The following is an 18,891-nucleotide window of genomic DNA, read 5'->3' as shown; positions in this document are numbered from 1 at the left end:
GCCATACCGGTGCCCCATTCCACCGTCCCTGCGCCGTCCCGCGCCCCAGTACGCCTGTACCACGCCCGTAACGGCCTGCCGGACGGGGATTCCGCCATCGAGGCCCTGAGCAAACGGCTTGCGCAACGCGGCTTCAATGCCGTGCTGGTGCCTGCCCCCTGGTTGACGGGCCCGCAGCCGGGATCGCTCGCCGCGCAGGATGCGGATACGGCGGTGTGGAACGGCCAGGAAACGCCGATCACCCAGTGGTACACGCAGGCCATGGCGCAGTTGTCGGCGCACGGCCTGGCGCTGTTCGTGGACGTGATTCTGGACCGCAGCGCCCGCAATGCGGTGGCGGCGACTGCCGAGCCGGGCTGGTACCGGTCGCTGCATGAAGAGCCCGCGCGCGACCCGCGGCTGACGCAGGAAGAGCGCGGCATGCTGCATCTGCCTGAAGGCCCCCTGCCGCCGGGATTTTTGACGGCGTGGACCGAACGCCTCCTGGACTGGGCCCGAAGCGGCGTCAAGGGATTTGTCTTCCAGGCGCCCCACCGCTTGCCCGCTGACGCGTGGCGCGAGCTGGGCGGCGCACTGCGCGCCCAAAACCCCGACGTGCGGCTGCTGGCCTGGACGCCCGGCCTGTCGCCCGCCCACCTGGCGGGCCTGCGGGATGCGGCGTTCGACGCGGCATTCTCGTCGCTGCCGTGGTGGGACTTCAAGTCCTCGTGGCTGGCCGAAGAGGATGCGCGGCTGCGCGCCATCGGCGACGTCATCGCGGCCCCCCCGCAGTCCGGCGCGCAGCGGCCGTCGGAAGACGGCAGGCGCGCCATCTGGAGCGCGGCCGTCACCGGCGATGGCCTGATGCTCACGGATGAGGACGAACGCCGCCTGCCCGACGTGGAAACGGTGAACGCGTGGTTCGCGGGACCGCGGCTGAAGGGACCGCTGTGCCTGCTGGGCGGACGCGATGGCAGTTGCACGGCACTGCTGCGCGACGCCGGCGACGGCGCAAAACTAGCGCTCGCGATCAACCCCTCGGCCACGCAGGATGCGGCGATGGATTGGGATGCGCTGGCGCCGATGCTGCCGCCGGCGGACCTCGTCCCCTTCACGCCGCCCACGGGGCTGCACGCGCAGGCCAGCAACCTCGCGGGCGGCGAGTGCGCGATGTTGATGTTCCAGCCCACGCAGCCGGTGCGCGACGCCGTGCGGCATCACCGCACCCGTGCCGACGATCTGGCCAGCCAGCGCGTCGCGCTGGAGAACATCAGCCCGGCCGTCGATGGCGGCGACTATCCGATCAAGACCATTCCCCACGCGCGCATCGTCGTGCAGGCGGACATCTTCATGGACGGTCACGATCAACTGGCCGCCGAAGTGCGCTGGCGCGCCAAGGACGAGACCCGCTGGCACACCGTGCCCATGACGCGCGGCCTGAACGACCGCTGGGAGGCCGCCTTCCGGCCCCGCCGCATAGGGGCGCATGAATATGTCGTCGCTGCGTGGTTCGACGCGTGGCACACGTTTTCGCACGACATCGAGGTCAAGCATCAGGCTGGCCGCGACCTGAGCCTGGAGATCCACGAGGGGCTGGCGCTGTTGCGCGATGCCCTCGCTCGGGCCGAATCCGGATCGGGCGCCGGCGCCAATGCCGAACCGGTGCGCGAGGCGCTGGCCGCCTTCGCGGACGCCGATCTGGCCCACCCTGTTCCGCCGACGGCCGAGCAGGTCGCCGTGCTGCTTGATCCCGGGTTGGCGCATGCCATGCACCACCTGGACGACCACCCTTTTGAAGCCGTCACCGCCATCGCCTACCCGGTTTGGGTGGATCGCGTCCAGGCCTGCCATTCAAGCTGGTACGAACTGTTCCCGCGGTCGCAGGCCGCCGAACCGGGGCGCCACGGCACCTTCGACGACGTGATCGCCCGGCTGCCCGACGTGCGCGAGATGGGCTTCGACGTGCTGTACATGCCGCCCATCCACCCGATCGGGCAGCGCAACCGCAAGGGCCGCAACAACAGCCTGCGCGCCGAGCCCGGCGACGTGGGCAGCCCCTACGCCATCGGCGCGCAGAGCGGCGGGCACGACGCGATCGAGCCCGCGCTCGGCACGCTGACGGACTTCCTGAACCTGGTGGACGCCGCCGCGCAGCACGGCATGGAGATCGCGCTGGACTTTGCCATCCAATGCTCGCCCGACCACCCGTGGCTGGCCCAGCATCCGGACTGGTTTTCGTGGCGGCCAGACGGCTCGATGCGCTACGCCGAGAATCCGCCCAAGAAGTATGAGGACATCGTCAACGTGTCCTTCTACGGCGGCCAGAACCGCCGCAGCCGCAAGCTGGGCCTGTGGCGCGCGCTGCGCGACGTGGTGCTGTTCTGGGTAAGCCATGGCGTGCGCATCTTTCGCGTCGACAACCCCCACACCAAACCGCTGCCGTTCTGGCAATGGCTGATCTGCGAGGTCCATGCCAAGCACCCGGATGTCATCTTCTTGTCCGAGGCCTTCACGCGGCCGAAGATGATGTACCGCCTGGCAAAGATCGGCTTCACGCAGTCGTACACCTACTTCACGTGGCGCAACGAGCGGGCCGAACTGGAGGCCTATCTGCAGGAGATCTCGTCGCCGCCCGCCGCGGACTTCTTCCGGCCGCATTTCTTCGTGAACACCCCGGACATCAACCCGTTCTTCCTGCAGACGTCGGGCCGCCCCGGATTCCTAATCCGCTCGGCGCTGGCGGCGCTGGGTTCGGGACTGTGGGGCCTCTATAGCGGTTTCGAGCTTTGCGAAGGCGCGCCGCTGCCGGGCAAGGAAGAGTATCTGGACTCCGAGAAGTACGAACTGCGCCAGCGCGACTGGCACGCGCCTGGCAACATCCGCGCCGAGATCACACGGCTGAACCAAATCCGCCGCGCCAACCCCGCGTTGCAGACGCATCGCGGGCTGACCCTGACCACCAGCAGCAACAACCGCGTGCTGGCGTTCTACAAGTCCACGCCGGGCCACGGCAACGTGGTGCTGGCTGTCATCAGCCTGGATCCGTTCCAGGCGCAGCAAACGCGGGTCGAGGCGCCGTTCTGGCTGTTTGGCGAGGCCGATGCCGGCCAGTTGTCCGCCGAAGACCTGCTGACTGAAACCCGCGAGACCTGGCACGAGAAGCACCGCAATCTGACGCTGACCCCCGACCAACCTTATCGCGTGTGGCGGCTTTCGCTGCATGGATGAAGCCCGCGCCCAACGCCATGATGAGTAAATCCCAAACCATTCAGGACGATCCCCTCTGGTACAAGGACGCCGTCATCTACCAGTTGCATGTCAAATCCTTCTTTGACTCGAACGGCGACGGCGTCGGCGACCTGCCAGGCCTGATTTCCAAGCTGGACTACATCGCCAGCCTGGGCGTCAACACCATCTGGCTGCTGCCCTTCTACCCATCGCCCCGCCGCGACGACGGCTACGACATCGCCGACTACCGCGGCGTGCATTCGGACTACGGCACCATTGCCGACGTACGCAAGCTGATCCGGGCCGCACACGCCCGCGGCCTGCGCATCATCACCGAGCTGGTGGTCAACCACACGTCGGACCAGCACCCCTGGTTTCAGCGGGCTCGCGCGGCCAAGCCCGGCTCGGCGGCGCGCAATTTCTATGTGTGGTCCGACAACGACAAAGCCTACGCCGGCACGCGCATCATTTTCTGCGATACCGAAAAGTCGAACTGGACCTGGGACCCGGTGGCTAACGCTTATTTCTGGCACCGCTTCTACTCGCACCAGCCCGACCTGAACTACGACAATCCGCAGGTGCTCAAGGAAGTCCTGTCCGTCATGCGCTATTGGCTGGACATGGGCGTGGATGGCCTGCGGCTGGACGCCGTGCCCTACCTGGTCGAGCGCGAAGGCACCAACAACGAGAACCTGCCCGAAACACACGACGTGCTCAAGCAGATCCGGGCGGTGATCGAGGCCGAGTACCCGGGCCGCCTGCTGCTGGCCGAAGCGAACCAGTGGCCCGAGGACGCGCAGGAGTATTTCGGCGCGGGCGACGAGTGCCACATGTCCTTCCACTTTCCGCTGATGCCGCGGATGTACATGGCGATCGCGCAGGAAGACCGCTTCCCGATCACCGACATCATCCGTCAGACGCCGGACATTCCGCCCACCTGCCAGTGGGCCATCTTCCTGCGCAACCACGACGAGCTGACGCTTGAAATGGTGACGAGCCGCGAACGCGATTACCTGTGGAACGTCTACGCCGCCGAGCCGCGCGCCCGCATCAACCTGGGCATCCGCCGCCGGCTGGCGCCGCTGCTGGAACGGGACCGCCGCCGCGTCGAGCTGATGAACAGCCTGCTGCTGTCGATGCCGGGCACGCCCGTTCTGTATTACGGCGACGAGCTGGGCATGGGCGACAACGTGCACTTGGGCGACCGGGACGGCGTACGCACGCCGATGCAATGGTCGCCCGACCGCAACGGCGGCTTTTCACGCGCCGACCCGGAGCGTCTGCCGCTGCCGGTGCTGATGGGCCCCCTGTACGGCTATGAGGCCGTCAACGTCGAGGCGCAGCAGCGCGACCCGCATTCGCTGCTGAACTGGACGCGGCGCCTGCTGGCCCAGCGCGGGCAAAGCCATGCCTTCGGGCGCGGCACGCTGCGCTTCATCTTTGCCGGCAACCGCAAGATCCTGGCCTATCTGCGGCATTGGGAAGACACCACGATCCTGTGCGTGGCCAACCTGTCGAACGCAGCGCAGCCCGTCGAGCTGCATATGCAGGAGTTCAATGGCCGGGTGCCGGTTGAAATGCTGGGCGGCACGCCCTTCCCCGCGATCGGCGAACTGCCGTATCTGCTGACGCTGCCGCCCTATGCCTTTTACTGGATGGACCTGAGCCAGGATGCCGCGCCGCCCGGATGGCATGCGACGGCGCCCGAACAGATGCCCGAACTGATCACGCTGGTGCTCAAGGCGCGCGGCGGCGCGGCGTTGACCGACGCCTCGCGTGCCACGCTGGAACGCGAGATCCTGCCGCAGTATCTGGCGCGCCAGCGCTGGTACCCGGGTTCGGAGCCGCCCTCTCGCGCGCGGCTGGCCTACGCCACCCCGTTCGCATCGGCGGACGGCGAATACTACTGGGCCGAGATCGAGCCGGAGGACGGCGTAAAGGGCATCCGGGCGCAGGCGCCCTTCGTGCTGGTCTGGGACGAAACCGCGGTGATCCAGTACGCCATTGCGCGCGTGCGCCGCGGCGCAGAGGTCGGCATCCTGGCCGACGCCTTCCTGCAGCCGGGGTTCGTGCGCAGCACGCTCAAGGCCATGCAGGCCGGCGCCGAACTGGACGGCCGCAGCGGCGGCAAGCCGGGCGATAAGCCGGGCGTCATCCGCTTCCTGCCGGAGTCGGGCCTGAAGGAGATGGACTTCGACGGCGACGTGGACATGCATTGGCTGTCGGGCGAACAGTCCAACAGCTCGGTCATCGTCGGCAACGCGGTGATCCTGAAAATCATCCGCAGTGTGCAGCCCGGCCTGTCTCCGGAATCGGAAATGACGCGCTACCTGACCCGCGCCGGCTACGGCAACATTCCGCCCCTGCTGGGTGAAGTGCAGCGCGTGGACGCCGATGGGGTCGTGCACACGCTGGCGGTGGCGCACGGGTACGTGCCAAATGAGGGCGATGCCTGGAGCTGGACGCTGGACTTCCTGAAGCGCACGCTGGCCAATGCGCTGCTGGTGGGGACGTCGCCGGAGGAATACGAGGAAACGCTGCAAGGCTACGCGGTCATGGCCGCGACCATCGGCGAGCGCCTGGGCCAGATGCACACGGTGCTGGCGGCGCCGACCGATGACGCCGGCTTCCAGTCGCGTCCGGCCAGCGAATCCGACGCCGACGCGAGGGCCGAGCAGGTGCGCGCGCTGCTCGACCGCGCCGAGAAAAACCTGCGGGCCGCACTGGACAAGCTGGAAGAGCCGTCGCGCGCCTGCGCCGAATGGTTCTTCGAGCATCATGCGCGCTTGGCCGAACGGGTGTCCGCCATGGCGAAGGCCGAAGCCGGGTCGCCCTGGCTGCGCATCCACGGCGACTTCCACCTGGGCCAGGTGCTGGTCGCGCAGACCGACGCCTACCTGATCGACTTCGAGGGCGAACCGATCAGCAGCCTGAAGGCGCGGCGCGCGCTGTCGTCCCCCTACAAGGACGTGGCGGGGATGCTGCGCTCGTTTGACTATGCCGCCGCGTCCATCGCCCGCACCGATCTCATCGGCGGCGCGCATCTGGACGCCAACGCGGGCGCGGACGAGGTGCAGGCCCCGACCGTCGCACCCGCCGAACAGCGCGACGCCCTGTTGTCGCGCTTCCGGCAGCAGGCGTGCGACGCCTTCCTGCAGGGTTACCGCGGCGCGCGCGGCGGCGACCTGGCCGGCGGCGCGGACCGGGAGAACACGCTGCTCACCCTGGCGCAGCTTGAAAAGGCCGCGTACGAAGTCAGCTACGAAGCCGCCCACCGTCCAGACTGGATCTCGATTCCGCTGTGCGCCCTGACGGAACTGGCGCGCAGCGTCCTGCTTTCCGCCGCCATCGACGCCGAAGGAAAAACGCCATGAGCGGAGCCCACGCCTCTTTCCCCTCCGCCGATGTGGCGGAGGGTCATATCGATCCGCAGGAACTGACCGCGCTGGCCCATGGGCTTCATGACAATCCGTTCGGCGTACTGGGGCCGCACGACGGATGGCTGCGCGTCTTCGTGCCCGGTGCGTCGGCAGTGGCGGCGCTGGACCCGGACGGCGGCCGGACGTCCCTGACGGAACAGGCGCAGGGCCTGTTCATTGGCCGCGTGCCGTATGCGCAGGCCGGCGACGGGGCCTCGTACCGCCTGGCGATCCAATGGCCGGCGGCCGAGCAGACCACCGCCGATCCCTACGCCTTCGGCGCGCTGCTCGACGACAACACGCTGCAACGGCTGGCTCAAGGCGCCTGGCACGAGGCCGGTGAGGCGCTGGGCGCGCACCTGGTCGAGGTCGACGGTGTGAGCGGCCTGCGCTGCGCGGTCTGGGCGCCCAACGCCCGGCGGGTTGCGGTCGCGGGCGACTTCAACGGCTGGGACGCGCGCCGGCACGGCATGCGGCTGCGCCATGCGGCCGGCGTCTGGGAGATCTTCATCCCGGGCGTGCGCCCCGGCGAGCGCTACAAGTTCGCCATCACCGACCGCAACGGCAATCAGTTCATGAAGGCCGATCCGATGGCGCGGCGCAGCGAGATGGCGCCGGCCACGGCCTCGATCGTGGACGATCCCGCGCCCTACACCTGGACCGATGACGACTGGATGCAGGGGCGCGGCGCGCGCCAGTCGCCCGATGCGCCCGTGTCCATCTACGAGGTCCACGCCGGGTCCTGGGCAGGCTGCGACTCGGGAGTCTGCGGCTGGGACCAGATGGCCGACAAGCTGCCCAGCTATGCCCGCGCGATGGGATTCACGCATCTGGAGCTGATGCCGATCATGGAGCATCCGTTCGGCGGCTCGTGGGGCTATCAACCGCTGGGCATGTTCGCGCCCACCGCGCGCTACGGCCCGCCCGAGGCCTTCGCGCGCTTCATCGACCGCTGCCACGCCGCGGGCATCGGCGTCCTCCTGGATTGGGTGCCCGCGCACTTCCCGGACGATGCGCACGGGCTGGCCGCCTTCGACGGCACCTCGCTCTATGAATACGAGGACCCGCGCGAGGGCTACCACCCCGACTGGCACACCATGGTCTACAACCTGGGCCGCAACGAAGTGAAGGCCTTCATGATCGCCAGCGCCATCCACTGGCTGCGGCGCTTTCATATCGACGGGCTGCGCGTGGACGCCGTGGCGTCGATGCTCTACCGCGACTACAGCCGTCAGCCCGGCGAATGGATTCCCAACCGCTATGGCGGCCGCGAGAATCTGGAGGCCGTGCAATTTCTGCAGGAGTTGAACAACACGGTGCGCGCCGAGGTGCCCGACGCGATCATGGTTGCCGAGGAATCGACCGCCTGGCCCGGCGTGACGGCGCCCGTGTCCGAGGGCGGCCTGGGGTTTCACTACAAATGGAACATGGGCTGGATGCACGACACGCTGCGCTATCTGTCGCAGGATCCCATCCATCGCCGCCACCACCACCACGACATCACCTTCGGCATGGTGTACGCCTTCAGCGAGCGCTTCATCCTGCCGCTGTCTCACGACGAAGTGGTGCATGGCAAGGGGTCGCTGCTGGGCAAGATGCCGGGCGACACGCAGACCCGGCTGGCCAATCTGCGCGCGTACTACGGCTTCATGTGGGCGCACCCCGGCAAGAAGCTGCTGTTCATGGGCGGCGAATTGGCCCAGCCCACCGAATGGAACCACGACGCCACGCTGAACTGGAACCTGCTGGACAACGCCGGGCACCTGGGTATTCAGCGCCTGGTGGCCGACCTGAACCGGCTGTACCGCGACACGCCCGCCCTGCACGCGCGGGATGCGGATCCGTCGGGATTCGCGTGGACGATCCTGGACGACCAGGACAACAGCGTCGTCGCCTTCATCCGCACGGACGGTCAGCAGCAGGTGCTGGTGGTGTCGAACTTCACGCCGGTCACCCGGCACGATTACCGCATTGGCGTTCCGCGCGCCGGCCGCTGGGCCGAGCGGCTGAACACCGACGCTTCCCACTACGGCGGGTCCGGCCAGGGCAACCAGGGCGGGGCTCACACCGGCGACATGGCTGCCCATGGGCAGCCGCAGGCCCTGTCGCTCACCCTGCCGCCTCTTTCGACCCTCTTCCTGATGCACGAAGGCTGACTCCATGGATCCGTCCCAACTGACCCGTATCACCGGCGGCCAGCCGACACCGCTGGGCGCCACCAGCGACGGCCTCGGCGTGAACTTTGCCGTGTTCTCGGCGCACGCCACCCGCATCGAGCTGTGCATCTTCGATCCCAAAGGTCGCAAGGAACTGCGGCGCTTCGACCTGCCCGAATGCACGGACGAAATCTGGCATGGCTATCTGCCGGATGCGCAGCCCGGCCTGCTGTATGGCTACCGCGCCCACGGCCCTTACGATCCGCAGAACGGGCACCGCTTCAATCCCCACAAGCTGCTGCTGGACCCGTACGCCCGCCAGTTGAGCGGACCGCTGCACTGGAGCCCCGCGCTCTTTGGCTACCGCATGAATCACTCGCGGCTGGACTTGAGTCTTGACCGCCGCGACAGCGCGCCCGCCATGCCCAAGGCCATCGTGGCCGATGAAGTCCCGTTCAACTGGGGCAACAGCAAGGCGCCGTGCACGTCGTGGAACGACACGACGATCTACGAGGTCCACGTACGCGGCGCCTCGATGCAGCGCGAAGACCTGCGCCAGCCGCTGCGCGGCACCTGCGCCGCCCTGGCCGATCCGCATTTCATCGAGCATCTGCAACGCCTGGGCGTGACGGCCGTGGAACTGCTGCCGGTGTATGCCTTCCTGCAGGACCACTTCCTGACCGAGCGCGGCCTGCGCAATTACTGGGGCTACAGCACCCTGTCGTACTTTGCGCCCGAGCCCGGCTACCTGATGCAGCACCCCAACGAGCTGCGTCTGGCCATCCGCCGCCTGCACGCGGCGGGCATCGAGGTCATTCTTGACGTGGTCTACAACCACACCTGCGAAGGCAACGAGATGGGGCCGACGTTGTCCTGGCGCGGCTTGGACAACGCCAGCTACTACCGCCTCATGCCGGGCGAAGAGCGTTACTACATCAACGACACCGGATGCGGCAACACGGTGAATATGTCGCATCCGCGCGTGCTGCAGATGGTGACCGATTCGCTGCGCTACTGGGCCACCTCGTACGGCGTGGACGGCTTTCGCTTCGACTTGGGCGTGACGCTGGGACGCGAAGGCAATGGCTACGATCCCGGATCGGGGTTCTTTGACGTCATCCTGCAGGATCCGGTCCTGTCCAAGCTCAAGCTCATTTCCGAGCCATGGGACATCGGCCCGGACGGCTACCAGCTTGGCAACCATCCGCCCGGGTTCGCGGAATGGAACGACAAGTTCCGCGACACCACCCGCCGCTTCTGGCGCGGTGACGAAGGCATGCGCGGCGACATGGCGGCCCGGCTGTGCGGGTCGCGCGACATCTTCGACCGCCGCCATCGCCGCCCCTGGTCCACCGTCAATTACGTCGCCTCGCACGACGGCTTCACGCTGGCCGACATCGTCAGCTACGACGGCCGCCACAACGAAGCCAACGGCGAGGACGGCAACGACGGTCATTCCGAGAACTTCAGCCACAACTGGGGCGAGGAAGGACCCACCGACGATCCCCAGATCCTCGAGACGCGCGGCCGCGTGCAACGCGCGCTGCTGGGTTCGGCGATGCTGTCCGACGGCACGCCGATGCTGCTGGCCGGCGACGAATTCGGCAACAGCCAGGACGGCAACAACAACGCCTACTGCCAGGACAACGCCACTTCATGGCTGGACTGGACGCAGGCGCAAAGCGACGCCGGCCGGGCGCTCAGCCGCTATGTCGGCCGACTGACCGCGCTGCGCCGCGCGCATCCCAGCGTGCGCAGCGCCCGCTACGGCGATGCCGGCCAGGAGATCCAGCCGGGGATCCCCGCGATTTCCTGGTTCGACGCCGCCGGTGCGCAACTGGACGGCCCGGCCTGGGAAGCAGAGCAGGATCGCGTGATGGGCTTGCGCCGCGCCGCCCAGCGCCCCGAAGGCGGCGCCGACGTCACGCTGTTGCTGATGAACCCCACACACGAAGCGGTGACCTTTACGCTGCCGGAGCCCGGGCTCGCCTGGTCGCTGGAGCTGGATTCGGACAAGCCCGCCGCGCCCGCGCCGTGGGACGAGCCGTCCGTGACGGTGGCCCCGCATAGCCTGGTCCTGATGGCCCAGCGCGCGGAACCCGGAGACGCGTCATGACGCATTCGTACTCGTTTGGCGCGATTCCGCTTGAAAGCGGCGTCACGCGCTTTCGGCTATGGGCGCCCAGCGCCCCGGCCGGCCTTGCGCTGGAGGTCGAGGGCCATCCGCCCATTCCGATGCGCCCCGGCCCGGACGGCTACGCGCAAGCCGACGTCGACTGCCCGCCCGGCACCCGCTACCACTATCGGCTGGACGAGCACACCATCACTCCCGATCCCGCCTCGCGATTGCAGGACGGCGATGTGCATGGCGACAGCGTCGTCGTGCAGCCGGGCGCGTACCGCTGGCGCCACCCGGAATGGACCGGCCGCCCGTGGGAAGAGACGGTCATCTACGAGGTCCACGCGGGTATGGCCGGCGGTTACTCGGGCTTGATCGCCCGGTTGCCGGAACTGGCGGACATGGGCATCACCCTGCTGGAACTCATGCCCATCGCCGATTTTCCGGGCGCACGGAACTGGGGCTATGACGGCGTGCTGCCGTATGCGCCCGATACGGCGTACGGCTCGCCGGACGACCTGAAGCGCCTGATCGACGCGGCGCATGGCCATGGCATGGGCGTGATGCTTGACGTGGTCTACAACCACTTCGGCCCGGACGGCAATTACCTATCCGGTTACGCGGCGCCCTTTTTCCGCACCGACATCGACACCCCGTGGGGCGCGGCCATCGACTTTCGCCAGGAAGCCGTCAGCACGTACTTCAAGGAAAACGCGCTGTACTGGCTGACGGAATACCGCTTCGATGGCCTGCGGCTGGACGCCGTCCACGCTATCGCCGGGCACGAGTGGCTGCACGAACTTGCCCGCTTTGTGCGCGACGGGGTCTCTGCCGAGCGTCACGTGCATCTGGTGGTGGAAAACGACGACAACCGCGCCAGCCTGCTGCGCGGCGACTTCGAGGCGCAATGGAATGACGATGCGCACCACGTGCTGCACCATCTGCTGACCGGCGAATCGCGCGGTTATTACGCCGACTACGCCGAAGCGCCCGCGCAGGCGCTGGCGCGCTGCCTGGCCGAAGGCTGGGTGTATCAGGGCCAACCCTCGGCCTACCGAGGCGGCCAGGCGCGCGGCGAGCGCAGCGCGGACCTGCCGCCAACGGCCTTCGTGCTGTTCCTGCAGAACCATGACCAGACCGGCAACCGCGCACGCGGTGAACGGCTGATCGCCCTGGTCGACAATACCCAGCGCTTGCGCGCGGCCGTGGCGCTGCAATTGCTCTCGCCGCAGATCCCCTTGATCTTCATGGGAGAGGAACGCGGATCGCGTGCGCCGTTCCTGTATTTCACGAGCCATACCGATCCCGAACTGGCGCAGGCCGTGCGCGACGGCAGGCAGCGCGAATTCTCGGCCTTCCCCGAATTCGCGGGCGATTCGCCCGCCGCGAAGTTGCCCGACCCGAACGACGAATCCACGTACCACGCCAGTTCTCCCTGGCAGGACGAGCCAGATGCGGCAGAGTGGATGCGCGACTATTCCGCGCTGCTGCAATTGCGCGCGCGGTCGATTGCGCCACGCCTGGCGGGCGCAATAAGCCTGGGCGCCGCGGCGGTGGGAGACCGCAGCGTGTTCGCCCGCTGGGAACTGGCCGATGGCGCCCGGCTGACGGTCTACACGAATCTGGGACCCACGCCTCAAACGGTGCCGGAATCGCTCATGCCCGGTCCGGATGTGTTCGCAACCCTGCTCTTCGAATCGCCTCCGGGCGGGCGCGACCGCCTCGCGCAAGGCGAGCTGTGTCCCGATTGCACCGTCTGGCTGCTGGAGGAAGCGGCATGAAGCGCCCCATGGCCGAGCCGGATGGCTTATCTGCGCTGGCCTTGGACGCTGGCATCGCGGAACATTGGACGGACGCGCGCCAGCGCCCGCAGCGCGTGGCCCCCGACACGTTGCGCGCCCTGCTGGCTGCCATGGACCTGCCGGCGGGCACCGCGCGCGATATCGACGACAGCCGGCGGCGCCTGGCGGAACAAGCCGCGGACGTGCTGCCGCCCATGCTGGTGACGCGTTGCAACGCCCGCACCGTATTACCCAAGACCGCGCGCGGGCCGTATCGCGTCCTGTGCGAGTCCGGCCGCATCCTGGACGGGCACATCCAGGCCGGCGCCGACCGCGTGCCCTTCATGATCGCCCCCGACGAGCCCGGCTACCATCGCCTGCTGCTCACAACGGCCGAGGCCACACTCGCGGTTGCCCCGCAGAAGGCCCCAAGCCTGGCCGACCTGACCGGCGTGACCGGCCCGCGCTGCTGGGGCCTGGCCGCGCAGGTCTACAGCCTGCGGCAGGACGCAAGCGCCGCCGTGCCGCGCACGCACGGTTTCGGCGACTTCGGCGCGCTGCGCGAACTGGCGGTGGCCGCCGCGGAGCAAGGCGCGGACATGCTGGCCATCAGCCCGGTCCACGCGATGTACACGGCGCAGCCCGAGCGCTCCAGCCCGTACTCGCCGTCCAACCGCCTCTTCCTGAACGTGCTGTACGCGGCGCCCGCCTCGGTACTCGGCCAGGACGCCATGGTGCGCGCGCTGGCAGGCGTCGAGCCCGCCGAACTCAGCGCGCTGGACGGGCTGGAGCTCATCGACTGGCCGGCGGCCGCGGCGATCCGGCTGCGGGTGCTGCGCGCCCTGCATGCGGAATTTGCCAGCAGCGGCGCCGCCAGCCAGCGGGCCCGCTATGCGCAGTTCTGCGAAGACCGTGGCCAAGCGCTGCGCGATCATGCGATCTTCGAGGCCCTGCATGCCGCGCAGCGCGCGCCGGACGGCAAGATCCCGCCGTGGCAGAAATGGCCGGCCGCCCTGCGCGATCCGGCCTCTTCTCAAGTCAAACGCTTTGCGCAGGATCACCCGCTTGAGGTGGACTTTCATCAATTTGCCCAATGGCTCGCGGCGGAAAACCTGGCTGCGGCGCACACGGCGGGCCGCGAGGCCGGCATGCGGCTGGGCCTGCTTGCCGACTTGGCAGTGGGCGCCAGTCCGGACGGCAGCCATGCGTGGAGCCGGCAGGCCGACCTCATGCGCGGCATGTCGGTTGGCGCGCCGCCCGACATCTACAACCCGCTCGGACAGGGCTGGGGCCTCACCGCGTTTTCACCGCGCGCGCTGCACACCAACGGCTACGCCGCATTCATCGAGATGCTGCGCGCGGTGCTGGCCCACACCGGCGGCGTGCGCATCGATCACATCCTGGGCATGGCACGCCTGTGGCTGGTGCCGGAAGGCGCGTCGCCCGCCGACGGCGCCTATCTGCGCTATCCGCTGGACGAGATACTCGCGCTGATCGCGCTGGAGGCCTGGCGCCACCGCGCCTGCGCCATCGGCGAAAACCTGGGCACGGTGCCCGAAGGCTTCGACGACCGGTTGAACGACAACGGCGTGCTCGGCATGAACGTGCTGTGGTTCATGCGCCAGGCGGTGGACGCACCGCCGGTCGCGGATGCGGCAGAAGCAGTCGCCGCGGGCGCGGATGCCTCCGGCGCACGGGCTGCCGCCGGCTTCACGCCGCCGGCCGAATGGCCCGAAAACGCCGCCGCCATGACCACGACCCACGATCTGCCGACCCTGCGCGGCTGGTGGGAAGAGCGCGACATCGACTGGCGCGTCAAACTCCATCTGCTGGGCGACGACGACGACGAGCAAAGCCTGCGCGCCGCCCGCGCGCAGGACCGCCAAGCGCTCACCCGCGCCCTGGACCCGAAGGCGGAAACGCCGCCCGGCCAGGCCCCGGTTCCCGAGCTGCTGCGCTTTGTGTCCTCCAGTCCCTGCCCGCTGCTGCTGGTGCCGATGGAGGATATTGCGGGCGTGCTGGATCAGCCGAACCTGCCCGGCACCATCGACACCCATCCCAACTGGCGCCAGCGTATGCCATTGAGCATCCGCGCGACATTCGCAGACCCCGCCGCGCAGGCCCGCCTGGATGCCGCGCGCGCCGGAAGGAGACAATCTTGAGCACACCGCAAGCCACCGCCCGCCTGCAGTTGCACGCAGGCTTCACGCTCGACGACGCGTGCGCGCAGGTGGACTATTACGCAGACCTGGGCGTCAGTCACCTGTATTTATCGCCCATCACGCGCGCGCGGGAGGGCTCCACCCATGGCTACGACGTCATCGACCACGCCGTTGTCAGCCCCGAACTGGGCGGCGAGCCCGCCCTGCTCCGCCTGGCCAGCGCCGCGCGGGCGCGTGGCCTTGGCCTCATCGCGGACATCGTGCCCAACCACATGGCGGCGAATCCCGCCAACGCCTGGTGGCACGACGTGCTGGCCTATGGTCCCGCCAGCGCATTCGCGGCCTACTTCGATATCGAATGGAACCCGCCCACGCCGGCGCTGCGCAACAAGGTGCTGCTGCCGGTCCTCGGTGACCCGTACGGCGCATCGCTGGAACACGGCGCCATCACGCCGCAATGGGACACCGGCGCGTCGGCCCCCGAGCTGGACGTGCATGGACAGCGCTTTCCGCTGACCCCGTCGTCCGTGCCGCGCGGCGCGGAGCGTCAGGCGTGGCTGCGCGAATACGACCCCGCGCAACCGGCTGGCCGGCAGCGCCTGCATGAACTGCTGGAACGCCAGCACTACCGTCTGGTGTGGTGGCGCACCGCGCCGGACCAGATCAATTGGCGGCGCTTCTTTGAAATCAGCGAACTCGTCGGCGTGCGCGTCGAGGACGACGGCGTGTTCGATGCCGTGCACGCGCTGGTTCTGCGGCTGTACGCGCAGGGTGTGCTGGACGGCCTGCGCATCGACCACATCGACGGCCTGGCAACGCCGGGCGGGTATTTGCGCCGGTTGTCGGCACGGCTTGCCGATGCCAACGCCAACCGTCCCGCGGCGCTGCGCCAGGACCAGCCCTACCTGGTTGTCGAGAAAATCCTGGCGCATGACGAGGCGCTGGACCCGCGATGGCTGACGGACGGCACCACGGGCTACGACTTCATGGATCAGGTGAGCGCGGTGCTGCACGACCCGCAGGCCGAGGCGCCGCTGCAGGCGTTCTGGCGCACCCTGACCGGCGATGACCGCGACGCCGCCGAGCAGCTGCGCGCGGCACGGGTGCGCATGCTTGCCCGGCATTTCCCGGCGGAACGGCAGGCGTTGGTGCGCTGCCTGGAACAGATCGCCGCCCGCGATTTGCGCACGCGCGACTGGACCGCCACGGCGATCGACCGCGCGCTGAGCGCCCTGCTGGCCGCCTTTCCCGTCTACCGCACCTATGCGGAGGACGAGGGCCGCAATCCGGCCGACGCCCAGCAGCGAGAGGTCGCGGTTCAGGGCGCCGCGACGGCGATGGCGGCGCGCGAAGGCTCGGCCGACGCAACCTTGCTGGCGCAGATTGCGCAATGGCTCAACGGCGAAACGGACCATCCCACCGCCCTGCGCCGCTTCCAGCAACTGACGCCGCCCTTGGCCGCCAAGGCGTTGGAAGACACACTCTTCTACCGTTACGGACCGCTGCTGTCGCGCAACGAGGTGGGCGCGTCGCCAGCGTGCTTCAGCCTATCGGCCGAAGATTTCCATGCCGCCTGCGCCGCCCGCGCACGCACCCATCCCCGCGCCATGCTCGCCACCGCCACGCACGACCACAAGCGCGGCGAAGACACACGGATGCGGCTGGCTGTCCTGACGGAAATGCCCGAGCGTTGGCAGGAGGCCGCGCGCGGCTGGATCGACGCATTGCCCGGCGGCATGACGCGGGCAGACCGCTACATGCTGATCCAGACGCTGATCGGCGCATGGCCCTGCGAGTGGCGCGCGGATCCCCCCGACTGGTCGCCCGACGCCCTGCAAGCGTGGCTGGACCGGATCGGCCAGTGGCAGGAAAAGGCGCTGCGCGAGGCCAAGCTGCACACCAGCTGGACCGACCAGGATCCCACCTACGAAGCCGCCGCAAAGGAATGCCTGGCGTGGCTGGGCGGAGACCCCGAAGGCCGCCGCGTGCTGGCCGGCATTGCCGCCTTTGCCCTGGAGATCGCGCCCGCGGGCATGGTCAACAGCTTCACGCAGACGCTGCTGCGCAACACCTTGCCCGGCGTGCCGGATCTGTACCAGGGAACCGATTTGTGGGATTTCAGCCTGGTCGATCCGGACAATCGCAGGCCGGTCGACTACGCGTTGCGTGCGAAGCTGCTCGCTGACGGATCACGCGACGTGGCGATCGACCTGTCCGAGTCGGCCTGGCGCACCGGCGCGGTCAAGCAGGCGCTGATCCACCGGCTGCTTCTGGCCCGCCAGCGCACCCCTGCGCCCTTTACGAGTGGGGAATTCCACTCGGTCGCGGCCGAGGGCGCTCAAGCCGGCCACGTGCTGGCGTATGTGCGCCAACACGAGGGTCAGACGGCCCTCATCGTCGCGGCGCGGACGTGTGCCCTGCATTTGACCGGGTATGCGCGTGGCGACGCAGCCGGCGCGCGCGCGTTCTGGGCCGGGACGACGCTGCGATTGCCGGCAGGCAGTCCTGGCCTGTCGCTGCATGACGCCTTGACCGGCCGCCGCGTGCGCACGGACGCCCACGGCCTGCTGCCCATCACCGAGTTGCTGCGCGACGGACCCGCAGTGCTGTGCCTGTCGGCATAAACGGGGGTGGCAGACGCAATTTGGCCCCGGATGCGCCACGGAGAGCGGACGCGGCCGGGGCCGTCAGGCACTACGCAACGAACCGCGCGCTGGTCACGCGGCCGGCGTAGTCAGCGCATTTAGCGCTGATTCCTGTTTTGCTGATCTGAAGTCTGACCTTGCTGATTACGGTCTTTCTCCATCTGCTCGCCAGCTTGGCCGGGCTGCTGACCCGGCTGGTTACGGTCCCGAGGATTCTCCTGGGATTGTTGCTTTTGCGGTTGCTTCTGCTGGTCGGGTTGGTTTTGGTTGGCCATTACACGTCTCCTAGTAGGCGGAGATATTCCGCATAGACCTTAGAGCAACCCGCGTGCCCAACGCCGCCCGCAACGGGAAGCGCCAGACATGATTCTTGGGGGACGGAAGCGGAAGGCGCAAAATGCCGCGCCGATCGGTAAAAACTACCGTTGCACAGGGGCTAGAGCAATGCCGTGTGCACGGCGGGCCGTCCGGTTTCAGCATCCTGGCCGGGGCCATCGAACGCGTCCAGCCACGACGACGCGTAGGCGGCAGGCGCTGCCAGCGGCTCTCCGCCGTCGCGCTGAGTGCGCAGCCGCAGGATCAGTTCGTCCAGCGGCATGGGCCGACCCAACGAAAACCCCTGTCCGTAGCGGCAGCCCGCCGCGCGCAGGGCGGGAATGTCGGCAACGTTCTCCACGCCTTCGGCGACCACGCGCCAACCCAGGCGGGTAGCCAGCTCCGCGGCGGTACGCAGGACTTCGAAGGCCACGGCGCTGCGGCGCATGCGCGTGACGAAATATTGGTCGATCTTCACTTCGGATAGCGGCAGCGCCGACAGCAGCTTCAGCGACGCGTGGCCGGTGCCGAAGTCGTCGAGGCTGACTTCGCAGCCCGCCTCTTCCAGGCGCAGCAAAGATGCGCGCAGCACGTCCAGGTCGTGTATGGGCTGGTCTTCCGTCAGTTCCACACGCACCAGCGACGGCGGCAGTTCCGCGGCCCGCACGCGGTCCAGCAGGAAGTCGACACAGCGTATTTCCGACAGCGTGGTGGCCGGCGCGTTGATCGCCAGCGGCACGGCGACGCCAACGCGGCGCAGCGTCTGAAGCGCGTCGATGACCCGCACGCACACGCGTTCAAACAGCATGCAGTCCAGCCCGAGCCGGTTTACCGCAGGGATGAAATCGTTAGGCATCACGGTGCCAAGCTGCGGGTGCTGCCAGCGCACCAGCGCTTCGGCGGAAACGATGCGACCGGTCAGCAGGTCGACTTGCGGTTGCAGGAGCACTCGCAGCCCGTCCCTGCCGGTGATCATTGCCGTGATTTCCGCGTCGCTGACCACGGGATTTTGGCAAGACTCAGTATTTGACATGGCTTGCTCCGGTAGTGTCCCGACGGCTTGCCTGCGCTGTCCGGGCGCAGATCG

At 68.3% G+C, this 18,891-nt stretch carries 9 protein-coding genes; 7 read left to right on the top strand and 2 right to left on the bottom strand.

Translation table 11 applies throughout. From position 1 onward, the window contains the following. The first annotated feature begins 3 nt into the window (after positions 1-3). Genes AC6LJW_RS03770 through treY form a run of 7 tightly spaced genes read left to right on the top strand, consistent with a single transcriptional unit; the run spans position 4 to position 17,468 of the window. Entirely contained in the window at positions 4-3,207 is a 3,204-nt protein-coding gene (locus tag AC6LJW_RS03770) for a maltotransferase domain-containing protein (protein WP_498086561.1), read from the top strand. Then, complete coding sequence (treS, locus tag AC6LJW_RS03765) at positions 3,204-6,581, top strand: maltose alpha-D-glucosyltransferase (protein ID WP_369818940.1); 3,378 nt, start codon at positions 3,204-3,206, stop codon at positions 6,579-6,581. Before AC6LJW_RS03770 ends, treS begins: the two co-directional genes overlap by 4 nt. Next, complete coding sequence (glgB, locus tag AC6LJW_RS03760; protein WP_498086528.1) at positions 6,578-8,782, top strand: 1,4-alpha-glucan branching protein GlgB; 2,205 nt, start codon at positions 6,578-6,580, stop codon at positions 8,780-8,782. Before treS ends, glgB begins: the two co-directional genes overlap by 4 nt. Before the next feature lie 4 nt (positions 8,783-8,786). Further along, positions 8,787-10,898 carry a glycogen debranching protein GlgX gene (gene glgX / locus AC6LJW_RS03755; RefSeq protein WP_056561206.1) on the top strand — a complete coding sequence of 704 codons (2,112 nt, stop codon included), beginning with the start codon at positions 8,787-8,789 and terminating at the stop codon, positions 10,896-10,898. Continuing rightward, complete coding sequence (treZ, locus tag AC6LJW_RS03750) at positions 10,895-12,682, top strand: malto-oligosyltrehalose trehalohydrolase (protein WP_427986954.1); 1,788 nt, start codon at positions 10,895-10,897, stop codon at positions 12,680-12,682. The genes glgX and treZ overlap by 4 nt, the downstream gene beginning before the upstream one ends. Beyond that, on the top strand, positions 12,679-14,844 hold the full coding sequence (gene malQ / locus AC6LJW_RS03745; protein WP_498086527.1) for a 4-alpha-glucanotransferase: 2,166 nt from the start codon (positions 12,679-12,681) through the stop codon (positions 14,842-14,844). Before treZ ends, malQ begins: the two co-directional genes overlap by 4 nt. Continuing rightward, positions 14,841-17,468 carry a malto-oligosyltrehalose synthase gene (treY, locus tag AC6LJW_RS03740; RefSeq protein WP_498086526.1) on the top strand — a complete coding sequence of 876 codons (2,628 nt, stop codon included), beginning with the start codon at positions 14,841-14,843 and terminating at the stop codon, positions 17,466-17,468. Before malQ ends, treY begins: the two co-directional genes overlap by 4 nt. A 119-nt stretch (positions 17,469-17,587) precedes the next feature. Here the strand turns inward: treY and AC6LJW_RS03735 are convergent, their stop codons facing one another. Next, the gene (locus tag AC6LJW_RS03735; RefSeq protein WP_200949360.1) at positions 17,588-17,764 is read right to left on the bottom strand and encodes a hypothetical protein; all 177 of its coding nucleotides are present in this window, start codon (positions 17,762-17,764) and stop codon (positions 17,588-17,590) included. A gap of 161 nt (positions 17,765-17,925) precedes the next feature. After that, positions 17,926-18,837 (bottom strand): EAL domain-containing protein, encoded by a 912-nt coding sequence (locus AC6LJW_RS03730; RefSeq protein ID WP_056561198.1) that lies wholly within the window; start codon positions 18,835-18,837, stop codon positions 17,926-17,928. Between the last annotated feature and the right edge of the window lie 54 nt (positions 18,838-18,891).

The organism is Achromobacter sp. 1012554356, assembly GCF_059760815.1.
Note: the sequence above shows the minus strand (reverse complement) of the source record. Positions and strands in the feature narration are given on the sequence as shown.